At 75.0% G+C, this 18,169-nt stretch carries 15 protein-coding genes; 11 read left to right on the top strand and 4 right to left on the bottom strand.

Annotated elements, in window-relative coordinates; translation table 11 throughout:
* Positions 1-111 precede the first annotated feature (111 nt).
* Genes ABFX46_RS24635 through ABFX46_RS24625 form a run of 3 tightly spaced genes read right to left on the bottom strand, consistent with a single transcriptional unit; the run spans position 112 to position 5,815 of the window.
* Positions 112-4,641, bottom strand: coding sequence for a type VII secretion EssC family protein (locus ABFX46_RS24635; protein WP_346045574.1), 4,530 nt, complete (start codon positions 4,639-4,641; stop codon positions 112-114).
* Between the two features lie 35 nt (positions 4,642-4,676).
* Positions 4,677-5,618, bottom strand: a complete 942-nt coding sequence (locus tag ABFX46_RS24630; protein ID WP_346045572.1) for an NAD-dependent epimerase/dehydratase family protein — start codon at positions 5,616-5,618, stop codon at positions 4,677-4,679.
* A 35-nt stretch (positions 5,619-5,653) separates the two neighbouring features.
* The gene (locus tag ABFX46_RS24625; RefSeq protein WP_346045571.1) at positions 5,654-5,815 is read right to left on the bottom strand and encodes a hypothetical protein; all 162 of its coding nucleotides are present in this window, start codon (positions 5,813-5,815) and stop codon (positions 5,654-5,656) included.
* Between the two features lie 111 nt (positions 5,816-5,926).
* Between ABFX46_RS24625 and ABFX46_RS24620 the strand changes: the two genes are divergently transcribed.
* The 11 genes from ABFX46_RS24620 to ABFX46_RS24570 all read left to right on the top strand — a co-directional run bounded on the left by ABFX46_RS24620 (position 5,927) and on the right by ABFX46_RS24570 (position 16,742).
* Positions 5,927-6,628, top strand: coding sequence for a TetR/AcrR family transcriptional regulator (locus ABFX46_RS24620; RefSeq protein ID WP_346045569.1), 702 nt, complete (start codon positions 5,927-5,929; stop codon positions 6,626-6,628).
* A gap of 272 nt (positions 6,629-6,900) precedes the next feature.
* Positions 6,901-7,794: a hypothetical protein gene (locus ABFX46_RS24615; RefSeq protein WP_346045568.1), complete on the top strand. Its 894-nt coding sequence runs from the start codon at positions 6,901-6,903 to the stop codon at positions 7,792-7,794.
* 2 nt (positions 7,795-7,796) lie between these two features.
* The gene (locus ABFX46_RS24610) at positions 7,797-8,687 is read left to right on the top strand and encodes a hypothetical protein (protein ID WP_346045567.1); all 891 of its coding nucleotides are present in this window, start codon (positions 7,797-7,799) and stop codon (positions 8,685-8,687) included.
* A complete protein-coding gene (locus tag ABFX46_RS24605; protein WP_346045566.1) occupies positions 8,688-9,989 on the top strand; it encodes a TadA family conjugal transfer-associated ATPase in 1,302 nt (433 codons plus the stop codon).
* A gap of 46 nt (positions 9,990-10,035) precedes the next feature.
* Complete coding sequence (locus tag ABFX46_RS24600; protein ID WP_346045878.1) at positions 10,036-11,004, top strand: type II secretion system F family protein; 969 nt, start codon at positions 10,036-10,038, stop codon at positions 11,002-11,004.
* Positions 11,001-11,954: a type II secretion system F family protein gene (locus ABFX46_RS24595; protein WP_346045564.1), complete on the top strand. Its 954-nt coding sequence runs from the start codon at positions 11,001-11,003 to the stop codon at positions 11,952-11,954. Before ABFX46_RS24600 ends, ABFX46_RS24595 begins: the two co-directional genes overlap by 4 nt.
* Positions 11,955-11,991: 37 nt before the next feature.
* Entirely contained in the window at positions 11,992-12,213 is a 222-nt protein-coding gene (locus ABFX46_RS24590) for a Flp family type IVb pilin (RefSeq protein ID WP_163063990.1), read from the top strand.
* Positions 12,214-12,219: 6 nt separating this feature from the next.
* Positions 12,220-12,669 (top strand): TadE/TadG family type IV pilus assembly protein, encoded by a 450-nt coding sequence (locus tag ABFX46_RS24585; protein WP_346045562.1) that lies wholly within the window; start codon positions 12,220-12,222, stop codon positions 12,667-12,669.
* Positions 12,666-13,109, top strand: a complete 444-nt coding sequence (locus tag ABFX46_RS24580; protein WP_346045560.1) for a TadE family protein — start codon at positions 12,666-12,668, stop codon at positions 13,107-13,109. The genes ABFX46_RS24585 and ABFX46_RS24580 overlap by 4 nt, the downstream gene beginning before the upstream one ends.
* 38 nt (positions 13,110-13,147) lie before the next feature.
* A complete protein-coding gene (locus ABFX46_RS24575) occupies positions 13,148-13,567 on the top strand; it encodes a pilus assembly protein TadG-related protein (RefSeq protein WP_346045558.1) in 420 nt (139 codons plus the stop codon).
* 70 nt (positions 13,568-13,637) lie between these two features.
* Positions 13,638-16,742: a BTAD domain-containing putative transcriptional regulator gene (locus tag ABFX46_RS24570; protein WP_346045556.1), complete on the top strand. Its 3,105-nt coding sequence runs from the start codon at positions 13,638-13,640 to the stop codon at positions 16,740-16,742.
* A 125-nt stretch (positions 16,743-16,867) separates the two neighbouring features.
* On the opposite strand, the gene ABFX46_RS24565 is transcribed toward ABFX46_RS24570, so the two are convergent.
* Positions 16,868-18,073 (bottom strand): YncE family protein, encoded by a 1,206-nt coding sequence (locus ABFX46_RS24565; protein WP_346045554.1) that lies wholly within the window; start codon positions 18,071-18,073, stop codon positions 16,868-16,870.
* Positions 18,074-18,169: the final 96 nt, after the last annotated feature.

Here is an 18,169-nt window from a genome sequence, read left to right as displayed (position 1 = left end):
TTGTTGATCTGCGGCGTGTTGTTGTTTTCGGCGCGCTCATAACAACAACACGCCGCAGGTCAACGTAGCGGGTGCGCGTGCGGGCGGCGGGGGCGGGCGGTTGGTGGGTGGTCAGTCGGTGGTGGTGGGGGGTGGTAGGGCTACCTGGATTTGGGTGGTTACGCCCGTGGCGGTGAAGAGGCCGCGGCCGGTGGGGCCGCCCAGCGGGGCGTTGCGGGGGAGGCGGAGGCCGAACATGTCGCCGTCGTCGGGGGACTCGATGGACAGCAGGACGCCGGAGCGGGAGCGGCGGGTGTCGGACAGGAAGCCGCGGTAGCCGCGGCCCAGGTCGGCGGTGGTGCCGCCGATGACGACGGCGTGCTCGCCGTCGCGGGCGGTGCGCAGGACGCCGCGGAGGGCGTCGTCCAGGTCGGTCTCGTCGAGCAGTTCGGCGTCGTCCACGACGACGACGAAGCGGTGCTCGTCGCCGATGGCGTTCTCCAGGTCGTCCGGGTCGGCGTCGGAGGTGAGGAGGCCCAGGACGCCGGGACGGCTGGCGAGGAGGCGGAGCGGCGAGCGGCGCGGCGTGATCAGGACCACCGGGACCAGGCCGCCGCCGACGGACGGGTCCAGGAGCGACTGGACCATCGTGCGCAGGGTGGTGGAGCGGCCTGAGCGGGGCGGGCCGGCCACGGCGAAGCCGGGGCCCTCGTTCAGCAGATCGATGCCGATGGGGGCGAGGGTGTCGCCGCCCACGCCGACCAGGGCCCAGAGGGGGGACGGCGCCGTGAACTCGGGATCGAGGGACATCGCCTCCCGGTAGGTGACGCGGACGGGCAGTTCGTCCACGTGGAGGGGGCGCTGGCGGCGGGGGAGGCGGCCGTAGCGGGAGACGCAGGCGCGGGCCATCTCCTGGAGGACGGCGACCTGGGACGTGCCGGACGGGTCGTCCCCCAGGAGGCCGATCTGGGATTCGCGCGGGGGCGCGCCCGGGGCTGCGGGCTCCAGGGCGCGGCCGGGGGGCATGGCGGCGGGGACCTGCTTGTCCTGGAGGCCGCCGTAGCCGTAGTCGTTGGGGTCGGCCATCCGCAGGATGAGGCGGCGGTCGAAGACCGTGGAGATCTGGCCGCCGAGGCCGGAGCGGTCGCCGGTGAAGACGGCGCGGAGGCCGACGGCGGCGCCCTCGCGCAGGAGGCGGATCACCTGGTCGACGAGGCGGCCGTAGTCGTAGTGCTCGAACGCGCCGAGGAAGCCCTCCCAGCGGTCGAGGAGCAGCACCATCCAGGGGAGGCGGTCGGTGGCGGCGACGGCGGCGCGCTGCTCGGCGAGGGACGCGAAGCCGGCCTCGGCGAGCAGTTGCTGGCGGCGGGCGACCTCGGCGGTCAGCGCGGTGAGCAGCCGTTCGCAGCGGTCGAGCTGGTCGCGGGTGACGACGGCGCCGCAGTGCGGCAGCGAGATCAGCGGCAGCAGCGCGCCCGCGCCGCAGTCGATCGCGTACAGGTGCGCGTCGTAGGGGGAGCAGGACGAGGCCAGCGAGCCGGCGATGGTGCGCAGCGCGGTGGAGCGGCCCGACTGGGCGGAGCCCGCGATGTAGAGGTGGCCGCCGGAGGCCAGGTCGAGGGTCAGCTCCTCGCGGGACTGGACGGCGGGCAGGTCGGTGACGCCGAACCGGATCGGCGGGACGTCCACGACGGAGCCGCCGGCGGCGGTGCGGACCGTCAGCTTGATCTGCTCGGGCAGCGGGTTCAGCCAGGGCGACGGCTGCCGGGCGATGCCGGCGCGGCGGGCGGCCTCGTCGACCGCCTGGACGAGGACGCCCAGGTCGGTGGCGAGGGACGTGTCCTCGGCGGCCTCCCGCGGGGACGGCAGCGGGTGGCCCAGGCCCTGCCAGGGGAGCGGCAGGATGGTCGGGCCCGTGGCGGTCGCGCCGGCGCCGGGGCGGCGGCCCCCGATCCGCGCGGACTGCACGAGCTGCGGCGCCGACACCCCCGAGCGGACGTAGCACCGGCCGGGTGTCGTCTTGGAGATCTGCGCGGCGTCCGGCGCGTCGAGGACGTCGGTGGACTCGTCCGGGTCGGTGACGCGCAGCGCGATGCGCAGGTTGGTGTTGGCGCGGATGTCGGCGGTGACGACCCCGGCGGGACGCTGCGTGGCGAGGATCAGGTGCACCCCGAGGGACCGGCCCCGGCGGCCGATGTCGACGAGGCCGGTGACGAAGTCGGGCAGTTCGGTGACCATGGCGGCGAACTCGTCGATGACGAGGACGAGCCGCGGCATCGTCGGCAGCGCCGGGTCGGTGAGGCGGACGTCGTTGTAGTCGTCGATGTCCTTGGCGCCCGCGCCGAGCAGGATCTCCTCGCGGCGGCGGAGTTCGGCGGCGAGGGACTCCAGGGCGCGTTCGGTGGCGTGGCCGTCCAGGTCGGTGACCATGCCGACGGTGTGCGGGAGGCGCCCGCAGTCCTTGAACGCGGCGCCGCCCTTGTAGTCGATGAGGACGAACGTCATCTCGTCCGGGCGGTTGGCGGCGGCGAGGGAGGCGATGAGCGTCTGGAGCAGCTCCGACTTGCCCGCGCCGGTGGTCCCCGCGATGAGGCCGTGCGGCCCGTCGGCGCGGAGGTCGACCTCGTAGGGCTGCCCCGACCCGAGCCCGATGGGGACGCGGGTGGTGCGCCCGCCCGTCCGGTTCCACGACTGGAGGATGTGGTCGGCGGTGGGCTCGGGCATGCCGAGGACGTCCAGCAGCCGCACATCGGACGGAACCGAGTCGTCGGCGTCCTCGCGGGACACGTCCCGGACGGGGGCCAGCGCGCGCGCCACCCGATCGGCCCAGACCGCCGAGACCTGGTCGGCGACCACGGGGCCGACCGCGTCGAGCCCCTGCCCCTGGAGCCGGATCAGCGAAGGCCATTGCGGCTCCCACGCGGCGACGGCCTGGCATTCCTCCGGGAGGAGGCGTTCCTCGTCGTCCACGCAGATGGCGTAGATGCCGTACTCGGCGCCTCGCGACAGGAGCATCGGCATGCCGGGTATGCGGCGCAACGCGCGCGCGCCGTCCAGCACGATCAGGATGTTGTACGGGACGGCCGACGCCCCTTCCTGCCCGAAGAACGACGATTCCGCCTGCGCGGCGCGCCGCCGCTCCGTCACCCGGATCGCGAGTTCGGTGACGCGGTGCGCGGCCGACTCCGGGTCGGTCCCGACGAGGGCGACGCAGTCCTCGCCTTCGCGGGGTGCGCAGTGCGGCAGCCAGCGCACCCAGTTCCACGCGTCGCCGGCCCGCTGGTCGGCGGACAGGACGACGATCGCGAGATCCCGGGGGCTGTGCAGGACGGCGGCCTGCGCGACCAGCCACCGCGCCAGCCCGCGGGACGCGTGCCGCGGCCCGGTCAGCCCGATGACGCCGAGGTCGGCGAGGGGCAGCGCCACCGGGACCTGCCGGGCGGCCGGGACCTCCGCCTCGCCCGGATCACCGGTCAGCTCGATGCGGGCGGGGAGGTCGGCGAGGCCGACCCGCAGGTGCAGGACGTCGGCGTCGCCGCGGCGCCGCTCCCACAGGCGCCGCCGGGGCCCGGTCGCGGTGAGCAGCACCTCGGCCGGGTCGGGGTGCAGGCCGCGCCGCTCGGCCTCGTCCTCGCGCCGGAGCCGCTCCATCTCGCCGTCGAACTCGCCCGCCTTGCGGTGGTACTCCTTCAGCGCCTTCTTGTACGACTTGCGGCCGTGCAGCCGGTCGCCGACCCATTCGCCGAGCGTCATCACCGGCCAGGCCAGCGCGAACAGCGCCCACCACCACTGGCCGAGCGCGAACGCCATGACCAGCCCGAACGCCGAGAACAGCAGCGCGCCGAACAGCCGGAGCCGCTCGCGCGGGTTGCGCTCGGGGCGCTGCGGGACGTCCAGCGTCCGCGCCCGGTGCGCCGGACGCAGCCGGGGCGGCCGGTTGAACGCCAGCCCGCCCTCGGGCAGCGGCTCCAGATGGGTGTCGGGCGCGGCGCTCGGCGCGAGCGCCAGCACGCTGCCGCCCACCGAGAGCATGGCGCCCACCGGCCAGACCGTCTTCGCGCCGAGCGGCGTCCCGTCGAGCCTGGCGGTGCCCTGCATCGTCATCGCGGACGCCTCGACCTCGACGGTCTCGCGCCCGACCGTGAGCCGCAGCGACCGGGCCGGGACGGACGGGTCGTCGAGCACCACGTCCACGTCCCGGCCGGACCCGATCGTGCTGGTGCCGAGCCCGAGCCGGTGCACCGACCCGGCGGCCGGCCCGCCGACGACCCGGACCTCGACGAGGCCGGTCGGCTCGGCGAGGACGGTGGCGGCGGCGGTCCGCTGCTCGACCGCGACGACGGCGCCGTCCCGCAGCTCCTTGACGGCGAGGGCCTGCGGGTCGAGCATCCGGCCGTCCATCCAGAGGGCCTTGCGCTGGCCGCGTCCGTCACGGGCCAGGCCGTCGCGGGCGAGGCCGTCCCGCGCGAGGCCGTGCCCGTCCTTGGCGAGGAGGGCGGCCTTGGAGAACCGGGGCGCGGGGGCCGGCGCGGATCCGGCCGCGGATCCGTCGAGGGTGGCGGCGAGCGATTGCGCGACCCCGGCCACGGTGGCCTCGGAATCGACATTTATCACGACATCGCGAGGTCCGCCGCCGGTCAGCGCAGTGAACGAGATCCGCATCCGAGCCTCCGACGTCTCCGGAAATATCGTTCAGCTTAATTACCGCTCCCCTCGGTTTTCCGGTAGGCGGCGACGATCGTTTTGAGGGCGTCGTCCAGCGGCGTCGGAGCCATCCCGAACGTCGACTGAAACGCGGAAGAGTCCAGAATGTACGGCCGGTCGAACTGGTAGCGGGTCTCGCGCAGTTCTTTCAGCAGCGGCGAGACGAGTCCGAGCGCGTTGAACAGGGGGCGCGGCGCCTCGGTGACCCGCGGCTCCGGCGCGCCGGCGATCGCGCACAGCCGCTCGGCGACGTGCAGCGTCGACACGGCCGGGCCCGTCGGGACGTGCCACGGCCGGCCCAGCGCCCGCTCGTCCGTCCCCGCGATCGCGAGGGCCTCGGCGACGTCCGGCAGGTACGTCCAGGCGTGCGGGACGGACGGGTCGCTGAAGTACAGCACCCGCTTGCCCGCGAGCAGCGGCTTCACGAACCGCGTCTCGCCGATGTACGCCTGGTCGGTGCTGCCCGGCCCGTAGTAGTCGGACGCGCGCAGCTCGGTGGTCCGGATGCGCCCCGCCTCGTGCGCGGCGATGGCGTCCCGCCACATCTGGGCCCGCACCCGCGACTTGGTGCCGGTGGCGGCGAGCGGCAGGTCCTCGGTCATCGGCCCGTCGACCGGCCCGTACCCGTACAGGCTGCTGAGCGTCACCAGCGCCGCGCCGGTGGCCTCGGCGGTCCCGAGGAAGGACGACGCCATCGGCGGCCAGTCCTGCACCCACCGGTGGTACCGCGGGTTCACGCAGTTGTAGAGCGTGTCGGCGCCCTTGGCGACCTCGGTCAGCCGGGCCTGGTCGGCGACGTCGGCGGCGATCCGCTCGACCCCCTCGGGCCCCGACCCCGACCGCGTCACGACGGTGACGTCATGCCCCATCCGGACGAGCCGCTCGGCCAGGTGCGTTCCGACCTGCCCCGCGCCGACGATCACATGCTTTCCCATGGTGTTTCTCCTTCGCTGATGGTTGGTGCGCGCCGTCAGGCGCGGCTTTCGACGTGGCTCTTGAGCGCCGCCAGGACCATGCGGTCGACGGCCCGGTAGAGGCCCAGGAGGCTGCCCGTCCAGCTCAGCTCGCGGCCGGGCCCGACCACCGCGAACCGGGGGGCGTACTCGTCGTGCAGGGTCGCCGGGTTCGGCATGGCCGTCTCCTTGGGTCGGTGCTCTGTTTCGAGAGCAATGCTCTCTCCAGAGAGCGGTGATGTCAAGAGCAGTGCTCTCGATTCAGTGCGTCGCTCTGCTAGCCTGGCCGCATGAGCGCAGGCGGGACGGCACGGGAACGGGTTCGGGCGGAGCTGATCCGGGAGATCACCGAGATCGCGCGGCGGCAGCTGGCCACGGCGGGCGCGACGGGGCTGTCCCTGCGCGCGGTCGCCCGCGAGATGGGCATGGTGTCGTCGGCGATCTACCGGTACTTCCCGAGCCGCGACGACCTGCTGACCGCGCTGATCATCGACGGGTACAACGCCGTCGGTGAGGCCGTCGAGCGGGCCGACGCGAAGGCCGACGCCGGCGACTTCACCGGACGCTGGCTCGCCGTGTGCCGGGCCGTCCGGGAGTGGGCGCTGGCGCATCCGCACGAGTACGCCCTGCTGTACGGGTCGCCCGTCCCCGGCTACAAGGCGCCGGAGGACACCGTCCCCGCCGCCGTCCGCGACACGGTCGTCTTCACCCGCATCATCACCGAGGCCCACGCCGCCGGCGCGCTCGACCCCGCCGGGCCGTGCCCGCCCGCCCCGCCCTCACTCGCCGAGGACATGGCCCGCGCGCGCTCCGCGCTGTCCATGGACCTCCCCGCCGACGTGATCACCCGGGCGTTCACCGCATGGGCCGGTTTGTACGGAACGGTCAGCTTCGAATTGTTCGGTCAATTCAACAACGTGATCGAGGAACGGGCCGCCTACTTCGACCACACGATGGCCCTGCTCGGCCGCCTCGTCGGCCTGAAACACTGACACCGCCGGGCCTGCCGGGGCCCTCGCGCGGCCCTCGCCGCGGGGTCCGCCGGGCCGCCGCGCGATGTCCAGCATGTGGTCAGTGACGCATGTGACTGGTGGTAAGTACTCATGTGGCCAATGAATTCGCAGGTCACCGCGGTAGCCCCCGATACGTGACCGCTTCACATCACCGAATCCATTGACGGGACCTTGCCGCCCCCGCAAGCATGGATCGCTCGGTGTGCGCGGACGTCCCGGGACGGGGTCCGCGGGAGGGCGGGAAGGAGCGCGTGGGCAGCGCGATGAAGGCCAACCAGTCGACCGTCTCCGGCGGTGGCGCGGCGGGGCCGTCCGGCGGGACGGCGGGGCTCGGCCGGTCCGGGCTCGGCACCTCCGGGGGGCAGCGGCTTCCGAGTTCCCCGCGCGAGCGCAAGCCCGCGCTCGCGGCCCTCGCGGTGCTGCTGATCCTCGGCGGCGCCCTCGCCAGCGCCTACCTGGTGATGGCGAGCGGCGAGCGGGTGTCGGCGATCCGCATCGCGCAGCCGGTCGCGGCCGGGCAGCAGATCCCGGCGAGCGCCCTCGAAGAGGTACAGATCGGCGACACCGGCATCCAGTTCCTCGCCTGGTCGGAGCGCGCCAAGGTGACCGGGCACGTCGCGGCGGTCCGGCTGGTGCCGGGCGCGCTGCTGACCAACGGCATGATCAGCAAGTCGGACGCCCCCGAGAACGGCCGCGTCGTCGTCGGCCTCGCGCTCAAGCCGGGCCAGGCCCCGACCCGCGACCTCGTGCAGGGCAAGCACGTCATCCTCTACGCGGTCGGCAACGGGCAGAACGGCGGCCCGCGTGCCGGGACCGTCCTCGCCCAGGACGCCATCGTCGTCGGGGTCGGCGCCGGGGACGACGGCGGCCCGACCCGGCTGCGCTCCGACCAGACCAGCGTGGACGTCGCCGTCCTGCCGGCGGACGCGGCGCAGGTGGCGCAGGCGGCGTCCGCCGGGGCGGTCGCGCTCGCGCTGGTCCCGGACGGGACGAAGGTGTCCGCGCCGCCCGCCAAGCAGGACAGGCAGCAGAAGCAGAACAAGCAGGAGTCCGGCGGGGTCGAGCCCGTACCGGGCGGCACGCCGAACCAGGGCGGTACGCCGAACCAGGGCGGCCCGCAGTCCCCGGGCACGGGCGGTAACTGACGGTGGCTCTCATCGCGCTCGCCGCCGACAAGGGGGCGCCGGGCGTCACGACCGCGGCGGTCGCGCTCGGCGCCGTGTGGCCGCGTCCCGTGCTGGTCGCGGAGTGCGACCAGGCGGGCGGCGACCTCGTGTACCGGCTGCCCGCCGCGCCGCAGAGCGGCGACGGCGACGGGGACGGCGGCATGCTCAACCCGTCCCGCGGCCTGCTCAGCCTCGCCGCGACGGCCCGCCGCGGCCTGCGCCCCGACCAGATCGCCGAGCACTGCCAGCGGCTCGTCGGCGGCCTCGACGTGCTCGTCGGGATCACCAACGCCGAGCAGGCTCAGGCGATGACGTGGCTGTGGGGGCCGCTCGGGCGCGCGTTCGCCGGCCTCGCCCCGGTGGACGTGATCGCCGACTGCGGGCGGCTCGGCGCCGGCACCCCGCTGACCGACCTGCTGCGGGAGGCCGACATGGTCGTCCTGCTCACCCGCGCCACCCTCGAACAGGTCGCGCACCTGCGCGAGCGCGTCGGCGCGCTGACCGAGGAACTGCGCGGCGGCCCGCCGATCGGGGTGCTGGTGCTCGCCGACCCGCGCGACTTCCGCGGCTCGGTCGCCGAGGTCGACCGGATCATCGCGGGAGCGCGCGGCCGCGGCCAGGCGCCCGACCCGGCGCTGGGCCCGCCGCCGCCCGGCGTGACCGTCCTCGGCGGCCTGGCGCTCGACCCGAAGGGCGCCGACCTGCTGTCCGGGCAGTGGGGCGGCCGGCTGGACCGGTCGCTGCTCATCCGCTCGGCGCGCGAGGTCGCCGCCGACCTGGTCGGCCGGCTCGCCCCGCCGCCCGCGGCCGCGCCCGCCGCGCCGGCGCCGCCGCAGGTGCCGGCCGGCGTTCCGCAGGAGGGGAGGCGCTAGATGGACCACGGGCTCGTCAAGCGCCTCCGCCAGGAGGTCGGCGACCGGCTGGCGCAGCAGCGCCGGCTGGACGCCGCGAACGGGCTGCCGCCGATGTCCGGGGAGGACGAGCGGCAGTTCGCCCGCGCGCTCATCGGCCAGGTGCTGGAGGAGTTCGCGCGCGGCGAGATCACCTCCGGGCGCCGCCCGCCGAACGCCGAGGAGGAGGAGGCGCTCGCCGCCGGTGTCCACGCGGCGCTGTTCGGCGTCGGCCGGCTCCAGCCGCTCCTCGAAGACCCCGAGATCGAGAACATCGACATCAACGGCTGCGACCGCGTGTTCATCGGCTACGCCGACGGCCGCGAGGTGATGGGCGAGCCGGTCGCCGAGAGCGACGAGGAACTGGTCGAGCTGATCCAGATCCTCGCCGCCTACAGCGGGCTGTCGTCGCGGCCGTTCGACACCGCGAACCCGCAGCTCGACCTGCGCCTGCCGGACGGCTCGCGGCTCTCGGCCGTGATGGACGTGACCGTCCGCCCCGCGCTGTCGATCCGCCGCGCCCGGCTCGGCAAGGTGTTCCTCGCCGACCTCGTCGGCAACGGGACGTTCAGCCAGGAGGTCGGGCAGTTCTTCCGCGCCGCCGTCCTCGCCCGCAAGAACATCATGATCGCGGGCGCGACGAACGCGGGGAAGACGACGCTGCTGCGCGCGGTCGCCAACGAGATCCCGCCGAACGAGCGGCTGATCACCGTCGAGCGCGCCCTTGAACTCGGCCTGGACGCCTTCCCCGAGCTGCACCCGAACTGCGTCGCGTTCGAGCAGCGCCTCCCGAACTCCGAGGGGCAGGGCGCGATCTCGATGGCGGAGCTGGTGCGCCGGTCGCTGCGCATGAACCCGTCCCGCGTGATCGTCGGCGAGGTGCTCGGCGACGAGATCGTCACGATGCTGAACGCGATGACGCAGGGCAACGACGGGTCGCTGTCGACGATCCACGCGAACTCGTCGGTGGAGGTGTTCAACCGCGTCGCGACGTACGCGATCCAGTCGGAGGAGCGGCTGCCGGTCGAGGCGACCCACATGCTGATCGCGGGCGCGATCGACTTCGTCGTGTTCATCGAGAAGCGCAACGAGTACGCGTCCGGGGGGCGGCTGCGCCGGTACGTGTCCAGCGTCCGGGAGGTCACCGGCGTGGACGGGCGGGTCCTGTCGTCGGAGGTGTTCGCGCTCGGGAGCGGCGGGGCCGCCGTCCCGGCCGCGCCGATCTCCTGCGTCGCCGAGCTGGCCGAGTACGGCTACGACCCGTCGGCCGGAGGTGCCTGGTGAGCGGGTTCCGGGTGAGCGGGTTCCGGGTGAGCGGGGGCGAGGCGTGATGTACTCGCCGGACGTGCTCCTCGCCATCGTCGCGGGCGCCCTGGCCGGCGGCGGCCTCCTGCTGCTGGTCGTCGCGCTGCGCGGGCTGCCGGCCCGCACGAGGCCCGCCCGCGGACGCAGCCGCGAGGACCTGGTCCGCACCCTCACGACCCGCACCGCGCTCGCCGTCATCGTCGGCTTCCTCGTCCTGATCCTGACCCGCTGGCCGATCGCGGCCGTCGGCACCGGCGTGCTCGTCCTCGCCTGGGACGGGCTCGCGGGCGGCGCCGCCGAGGAGCGCCGCGGCATGGCCCGGCTGGAGGGCCTCGCCGGCTGGACGGAGTCGCTCCGCGACACGATCGCCGGCGCCGTCGGCCTGGAGCAGGCCATCCCCGCCTCGCAGCGCGCCGCCGCGCCCGCCCTGCAGCAGCCGCTCCGCAACCTCGTCGACCGGCTGCACACCCGCGTCCCGATGCCGGAGGCGCTGCGCCGGTTCGCCGACGACCTCGACGACCCGTCCGCCGACCTGGTGATCGCCGCGCTGATCCTGAACGCCAAGCTGCGCGGCCCCGGCCTGCGCGACATGCTGAGCGCGCTCGCGACGTCCGCCCGCGCCGAGCTGGACATGCGGCGCCGCGTCGAGGCCGACCGGCGCGCGACCCGGCGCAGCGTCCGCATCGTCGTCGCCGTCTCCGTCGGGACGGCCCTCGCCCTCGCCGTGTTCAACCACTCCTACGTCGAGCCGTACGACGACTTCCTCGGGCAGCTCGTCCTGTGCATCGTCGTCGCCCTGTACGGGGCGGCGTTCCTGTGGCTGCGGCGGCTGTCGCGGTACGAGCTGCCGAGCCGGTTCCTCAGCGAGCCGCGCCGGACGGCCGAGCCGGGCGTGCCGGGCGAGGTGCCGAGCACGGTGGCGGGCTGGCAGAACAAGGAGCCCCCGCTGCGCGGCCGGCACACGATGGACGCGGGCGGGGGTGGCGCGCCGTGAACGCCGCGATGATCGCGGGCGCCGTCGTCGGCCTCGGCGTGTACGTGCTCGTCCGGGCGCTGTTCCCGGCCCGTCCCGGCCTCGCCGCGCGGATGGCCGCGCTCGACGCGGCCCGCCGCCGCGACCTGGAGGAGCAGCAGCTCGGTCGGCCGGGGGGTGGCGGGGCGCAGCCATGGGGGCGGAACACGTCACCGACGCTGGAGCGGGTCGGCGGGATGCGCGCCCGGATCGGCCGGGAGATGGCCCGGTTCTGCGAGGCGCGCGGCTGGCGGCTCCGGTCGGTCCGCGCCGACCTCGCCATCACCGAGCGGTCGCTGGAGGCGTTCCTCGCCACGAAGTTCCTGCTGCCGGCCGCCGCGCTGCTCGTCATCCCGCTGATCGTCGCCTACTTCACGCTGCTCGGGCTCGGCTCGTCCGTCGCCGTCCCCGCGTGGATCTGCGTGCTGTTCGCCGTGCTGTTCTTCTTCTTCCCCGACATGCAGCTCCGGCAGGAGGCGCAGGCCCGCCGGCAGGACTTCCGGCACGTCGTCGGCGCGTTCCTCGACCTCGTCTCGATGAACCTCGCGGGCGGGCGCGGCGTCCCCGAGGCGCTGATGACCGCGTCGAACGTCGGCGAGGGCTGGGCGATGCACCGCATCCGGGACGCGCTGTCCAACGCCCGCATCACCGGGCAGACGCCCTGGCAGTCGCTCGGCCGGCTCGGCGAGGAGCTCGACATCGCCGAGCTGCGCGACCTCGCCGGGGCGCTCGCGCTGGTCTCCGACGACGGCGCGCAGATCCGCAAGTCGCTCGCCGCCCGCGCCGCCTCGATGCGCAGCCGCGAGCTGTCGGAGCTGGAGGGCAAGGCCGGCGAGCGCTCCCAGTCGATGCTCGTCGCGCAGCTGTTCCTGTGCGCCGGATTCCTGATCTTCCTCGCCTACCCGGCCCTGATGCGGGTGCTCGCGTCATGACCTCAGGGCCTGCCCCCGAACCCCGTGGAGGTGTCCGATGAATCCGCTCAATCCGCTGAACCATCCGTCCGTCCTGTACTGGCGCGCCGTGCTCGGCGTCCGGATGGCGCGGCTGCGGTCGGAGGAGGAGCGCAGCCGCGGCGCGTCCGCGATCGAGTGGGCGATCATCACCGCGATCCTCGCGCTGATCGCGATCACCATCGGCGCGGTGATCCAGAAGAAGATCCAGGACAAGGCCAACAGCATCAACACGGGCTGACCCGCGATGCGGTCCCCGGAACGGCTCGCGTCCCGGCTGCGGTCGGACGCGGGCGTGTCGTCGATGGAGTGGGCGCTGCTCACCCCGATCCTCCTGCTGGTGATGCTCGTCGTGGTGCAGTTCGCCATGGTGTTCCACGCCCGGCACGTCGCGCTCGCCGCCGCGCAGGCGGGCGCGCGCGTCGCGCGGACGTCCCCGGTCGGGGGCGGCTGGGAGGGTGCGGCGACCGCGAAGGCGACCGGGTCGGTCCGCGAGATCGGCCCGGACCTGCTGTCCGGGCTCCAGGTGCGGGCGGGGGAGGAGAACGACGAGCGGTGGGTGGAGGTCAGCGGCGAGGCCGTCCAGGTCGTCCCGTTCATGACGTTCCACGTGTCGCAGCGGTCGCAGGGGCCGATCGAGTGCTTCCGCCCCGACGTCGGCTCGGGCACCGCCTGCCAGCGGGGGGCGGGCCCGTGACGGACCGCGGATCCATGTCGCTGGAGATGGTCATCGTCACGCCCATCTTCATCGCGTTCCTGCTCTTCCTCGCCGGCGCCGGCCGGATGGTGGACGCCAAGAGCCAGGTGGACGGCGCCGCACGGGATGCCGCCCGCGCCGCGTCCATCGCGCGCGGCGCCGGATCCGCGCAGAGCCTCGCCGCCGAGACCGCCGCCGCCGGGATGCGCGGCACCGACTGGTGCTCGGGCGGCCCCGTCGTCCAGACCGACGTGTCCCACTGGGGGCCGGGCGGACGGGTCGGCGTGACCGTCACCTGCGACGTCGACCTCGGCGACCTCGCGTTCATCGGCCTGCCCGGCACCAAGCGCCTGCAGGGCCACGCGATCGCGCCCGTCGACACCTACACCAACCGGGGCACGGACGGGGGCGGCGCCGACGACCCGGGGGCGGCGCCATGAGGCCCGAACACGGCGACCGGGCGGACTGCGCTGACCGGATGGACCGCGGTGACCGGGGCACGATCGCGATGTACACGGTGCTGTTCACGCCGGTCGTCCTGCTGCTGGCCGGGCTGCTCGTGGACGGCGGCCTCGCCATCCACGCCCGGCAGCGCGCCGCCGACATGGCCGAGCAGGCGGCGCGGGCGGGCGCCAACCAGATCGACACCGATGTCCTCCGCGACACGGGCAAGCCCGTCCTCGACCCGGGGCGGGCCCGCGCGGCGGCGTGCGACCTGCTCGCCGCCTACCCCGACGAGGTCACCGCGTCCCAGTGCGACGCCAATGACCAGGAGGTCGCGGTCACGGTCCAGATCAGCGTGGAACCGCAGCTCCTCGGCATCATCCCCGGCTTCGGCGCGTTCCGGATGACGTCCAGCGCGACCGCCCGCCCGGTCACCGAGGGAGAAGGCCCGTGATCGAACGGGAGAACGGATCTACCATGAGGGCGACCTCCGGCGCGACGGCCGGGGAAACGGCAGGGACGCGATGGTGACGCGGCAGGGTCGGCGGACGCCCGTCCGGGTGAAGGGGCGCCGCGGCGCGGGCGACGTGCTCGCCGGGATCGGCGCGGTCGCCGCGCTGGCCGCGCTGATGGCCGGTGTCCCGTTCGCCCTGCTCACGCTGTTCGGGTCGCCGCTGCCCGATCATGTGCCGACCGCGTCGGACCTCACCCAGCGGATCGGGCCGGGGTCGCTGCTCGCGATCCTCGTCGCGCTCGTGTGGCTCGCGTGGCTGCAACTCGCGGCGTGCGTGGTCGTCGAGCTGTACGCGGGGATCCGCGGCGTCGGCGTGCCCGCGCGGGTGCCGCTCGCGGGCGGGACGCAGTCGCTCGTCCACCGGCTCGTCGTGGCCGCGCTCCTGCTGTTCACCGCCACCACCACGATCATGCCGGCGTTCTCCGCCGGGGGCCTGTCGCAGCGCCCGCCGGCGTCGGCCCCGGTGCGGATGGAGCCGCAGGCGGCGGCGTTCCACCAGGTCCCGGACGCGCCCGAGCACGCGGCCGCCGCCGACCGGATCGCCGAGGACCTCACCGCGAACCCGGTGGAGAAGTCCGCCACCACGAAGATCTACCGGGTGCAGCCGCCGGAGGGGCGCCACCACGAGAGCCTGTGGGAGATCGCCGAGAAGTGCCTCGGCGAGGGCCGCCGCTACAAGGAGATCTACTCCCTCAACAAGAACCACATCCAGCCGGACGGGACGCGGCTGACGATCGCGAGCCTGATCCGTCCGGGCTGGATCCTGGAGATGCCGGCGGACGCGAAGGGCGCCAAGGTCGTCCCGGTCAAGGACCTGCACGACTACTTCCGCTACGGGCACGCCGTCCCGGACGAGCCGGAGAAGCCCGCACCGCAGCCCGAACCGGCGCCGCCGCAGCAGGCCCAGCCCCCGGCCGCGCAGCCCCCGGCCGCGCAGGCGCCGCCCGCCTCACCGGCACCGCAGACCCCGGCCCCCGAACAGAGCCGGAAACCAGAACAGACCCCGGCGCCGGAGCAGAGCGAGGCCCCGCAGCCGACCCAGACGCCCGAGCACAGCCAGGCGCCCGAGCACAGCCAGGCGCCCGAGCACAGCCAGCCGCCCGAGCAGGCCGCGCCGCGCGAGTCCGAGCCCGCGCATCCGCCCGCGCACGCCGAGGGGCCGTCCGGTGAGATGGGCGGGCACGCGGGCACCGGCGGCGCGGACGTCCCCGGCCAGGGCTCCCCGCAGGGGGAGGACACCGGCGCGTCGCTCGACATCGGCTGGCCGCAGGGCCTCGCCGCGGCGTCGCTGGCCGCCGCCGGGCTGCTCGCCGTGCTCGGCCGGCGCCGCCGCACCCAGCTGTGGAACCGCGCGTTCGGGCACATGGTCGTCCGGCCGGAGGGGGAGGCGGCCGAGGCGGAGCGGGCGCTGCGGATCGGCGCCGACGACGACGCCGCCACGCTCCTCGACCTCGGGCTGCGGCACATGTCCAAGTCGATGGCGGCGGGCGGCCGGGCGCTCCCGACCGTCTACGGCGTGCACATCGGGCGCGGCAGCCTCGACCTGTGGATCGCGCCCGCCGACCGGAACCCGCCCGCGCCCTGGCAGGCGTTCGACGACGGCCAGGTGTGGCGGCTGCGCGGCGACGCGCTGCCGATGCTGGAGGCGGCGGGCCTCGGCGACGTCCTCGCCCCCTACCCGGGCCTCGTGTCGATCGGCACGAACGCCAACGGCCGCATCCTCGTCGACCTGGAGGCCGCGCACGGGCTGATCGCGCTGCGCGGCGACGAGGACGCCCGCCGCGCGGCGCTGTCGGCGATCGCGCTGGAGCTGGCCACCAACCGCTGGTCCGACCACATGCGGATCACGCTCGTCGGGTTCGACGCGGAACTGGGCGAGGGCCTCACCGAGATCGCGCCGGACCGCGTCCGGTCCGTCCCGACGCTGCTGGACGCGCTGCCCGAGCTGGAGGGGCGCAGCGAGGAGGTGCGGCAGGCGCTCGCCGCGTCCGGCGTCGACTCGGTGCTCACCGGACGCTGCCGCGGCGTGTTCGGCGAGGCGTGGATGCCGCACTACCTGATCATGGCGGACCGCCCGGACGAGCGGGAGGCCGACCGGCTCGTCGCGCTCGCCCGCACCGGCACCCGGATGGCCGCCGGCTACATCGTCCCCGGCGACGTGCAGGGCGCCACCTGGACGTGGGACGTCGACGCCGCCGGGCGCCTCCAGGCCGGCGTGCTCGGCTTCGACGTCGACGCGCAGCTCGTCCGCGACGACGACTACCGGGGCGTGTTCGAGCTGTTCCGCACCGCCGGGCGGCTCGACTCCGTGCCGCTCCCCGGCCTCACCGGCGGGGCGGAGCCGCCGTCGGCGCAGCACACCTCGGTCGACATCCGGCTGCTCGGCCCGACCGAGGTCGACGCGCCGGGCCCGATGGACGGGAGCCGCCGCGAACTCTGCACCGAGCTGCTGGTGTTCCTCGCCGCGCACCCGGAGGGCGTCCACCCGACGGTGCTGTCCGGCGCGATCTGGCCGCGCGGCGCCAGCGCGGGCGTCCGCGACGCGTGCGTGGCGCGCGTGTCGGACTGGCTCGGCCGGGACGCGCGCGGCCGCCCCAACCTGTACTACGACGAGCGCGGCCGGATCAGGCTCGGCTCGGAGGTGCGGGTCGACGTCGCGACGTTCCGCTGGCTGGTGTGGCGGTCGGCGGCCGAGCCCGCGTCCGAGACCGCCTACATGGCGTACGCGCTGGACCTCGTCCGCGGGCCGCTGCTCGCCGACCGTCCGCGCGGCCGGTACGCGTGGCTCGCCGACCACGAGCTGGAGTACGAGACGCCCGCGCGGGTCATCGACGTCGCGCACCGGCTCGTCGTGCTGCGGCTGGAGGAGGGCGACCCGCGCGGCGCGGTCGGCGCGGCCCGCGCCGGGCTGCGGCTCGCGCCCGAGGACGAGGGCCTGTGGCGCGACCTGCTCCGCGCGACCCACGCGACCGGCGACGTCGAGCAGGTCCGTGTGGCCGTGGACGAGCTGCGCTCCCGCCTGGCCCGGAACCCGTACCACGACCAGCTCCAACCAGAGACGGAAGCGCTCGTAGAGGAACTGATCCCCGACTGGTACCGCGTAGGCTCCCGCTGAGCCGCCAACGTTGACCTGCGGCGTGTTGTTGTTATGGGCGCCCTCATAACAACAACACGCCGCAGGTCAACGGAACGGAACGGGGTGGGGCAGCGGGGCGGGGTGGGGCAGCGGACTGGGGCGGGTCAGCGGTAGAGGCCGGTGCCGCCGAGCGAGTAGCGGCCCGGTTGCGGGTGGACGCAGAGGGCCGTGGGGCGGCCGCCCACCCAGATCTTCCGGACGACGCGGCCCGTGCGGGTGGAGACCGCGTAGACGAGGCCGGCGCGGTCGGCGAGCCACAGGGCCGTCCCGTCCGACGACACCCCGCCCGGGACGGAGTGGCCGGCGGGCAGCGGCCAGCGGGACACGACGCGCCGCGTCCGGAAGTCGACGGCGGTGAGGCTGCCGCCGCCCACGACGAACAGGCGCCGCGCGTCCCGGCTGATGGCGAGGCCGCGGGCGCCGGGCGCGGTCGGCACGAAGCCCAGCGGCGTGAACGCGCGGGCGTTGACCAGCCACACGCCGCCCTTGGCCGCGTCCGCGACGTAGAACACGGCGCCGCTGGGGGAGAGCCGCAGGTCGCCGGGCCGTGCGCCGTCCGGCAGCCGGATCGTCCCCGAGAGGCGGCGGCCGGCGAGGTCGATGCGGGCGAGCGCTCCGGCAGCCGGGCACGTCGCCACCAGGGACGCGCCCCCGGCGGAGAAATCGGCGTGGCCCGCCGAGCACGGCATCGGCACCGACGCCCGCAGCCTCATCGTGCGCGGGTTCCGGACGTCGATGCGCCGCGGCCCCCGCGCCAGGACCAGCGCGTCCCGCCCGTCCGGCGTGAAGTAGAGCCCGGCGGGGCCGGTGACCTTGACCGGACGCCCGCGCCGCCCGCTGCGCGGCCCGACCGGGACGAGCAGGCCGTGCGCGCCGTCGGCCGCCCACAGCCGCCGCAGGTCCCACGACGGGACCACCCGCGACGCGGACGCTCCGACGCGGAACCGCCCCGTGATCCGCGCCGCTTCGGGATCGACGACGTCGATGACCCGGCCGTTCGCGACGTAGATCCGCGGCGGCATCCCGCGCGCGTTCGGCGCGATCATCCCCGGGCCGGTCGCGGCGTAGACGCGTCCGCCGGCCGGTGCGACCGGCGGTGCGGCGGGCGGGTCCTTCGCCGCCGCGCCCGGCCGCGGGCTCAGGTACGGGGCGGGCGCGCCCAGCCCCACCACCGGATCGTCCGGCGACCTCTTCCCGGGCCGGTGGAACGCGACGGGCGACTCGCACCCGGACAGGACACCGCAGCCCAGCACGAGGGCCGCGGCGGACAGGATCGCGGCGGGCAGTGGACGTCGCTCATTGGATTGCACGCACGGTCACCCCCCAGTCACGGCGGGGACCTTACCGAGAGACGACGCGCAGTGCCCGGACAATCGCCAAACGTGTTCGCGAACCGGCACCCTTGC

The sequence above is a fragment of the Actinomadura chokoriensis genome, from assembly GCF_039529475.1.
Taxonomy (GTDB): domain Bacteria; phylum Actinomycetota; class Actinomycetes; order Streptosporangiales; family Streptosporangiaceae; genus Spirillospora; species Spirillospora bangladeshensis.
Note: the sequence above shows the minus strand (reverse complement) of the source record. Positions and strands in the feature narration are given on the sequence as shown.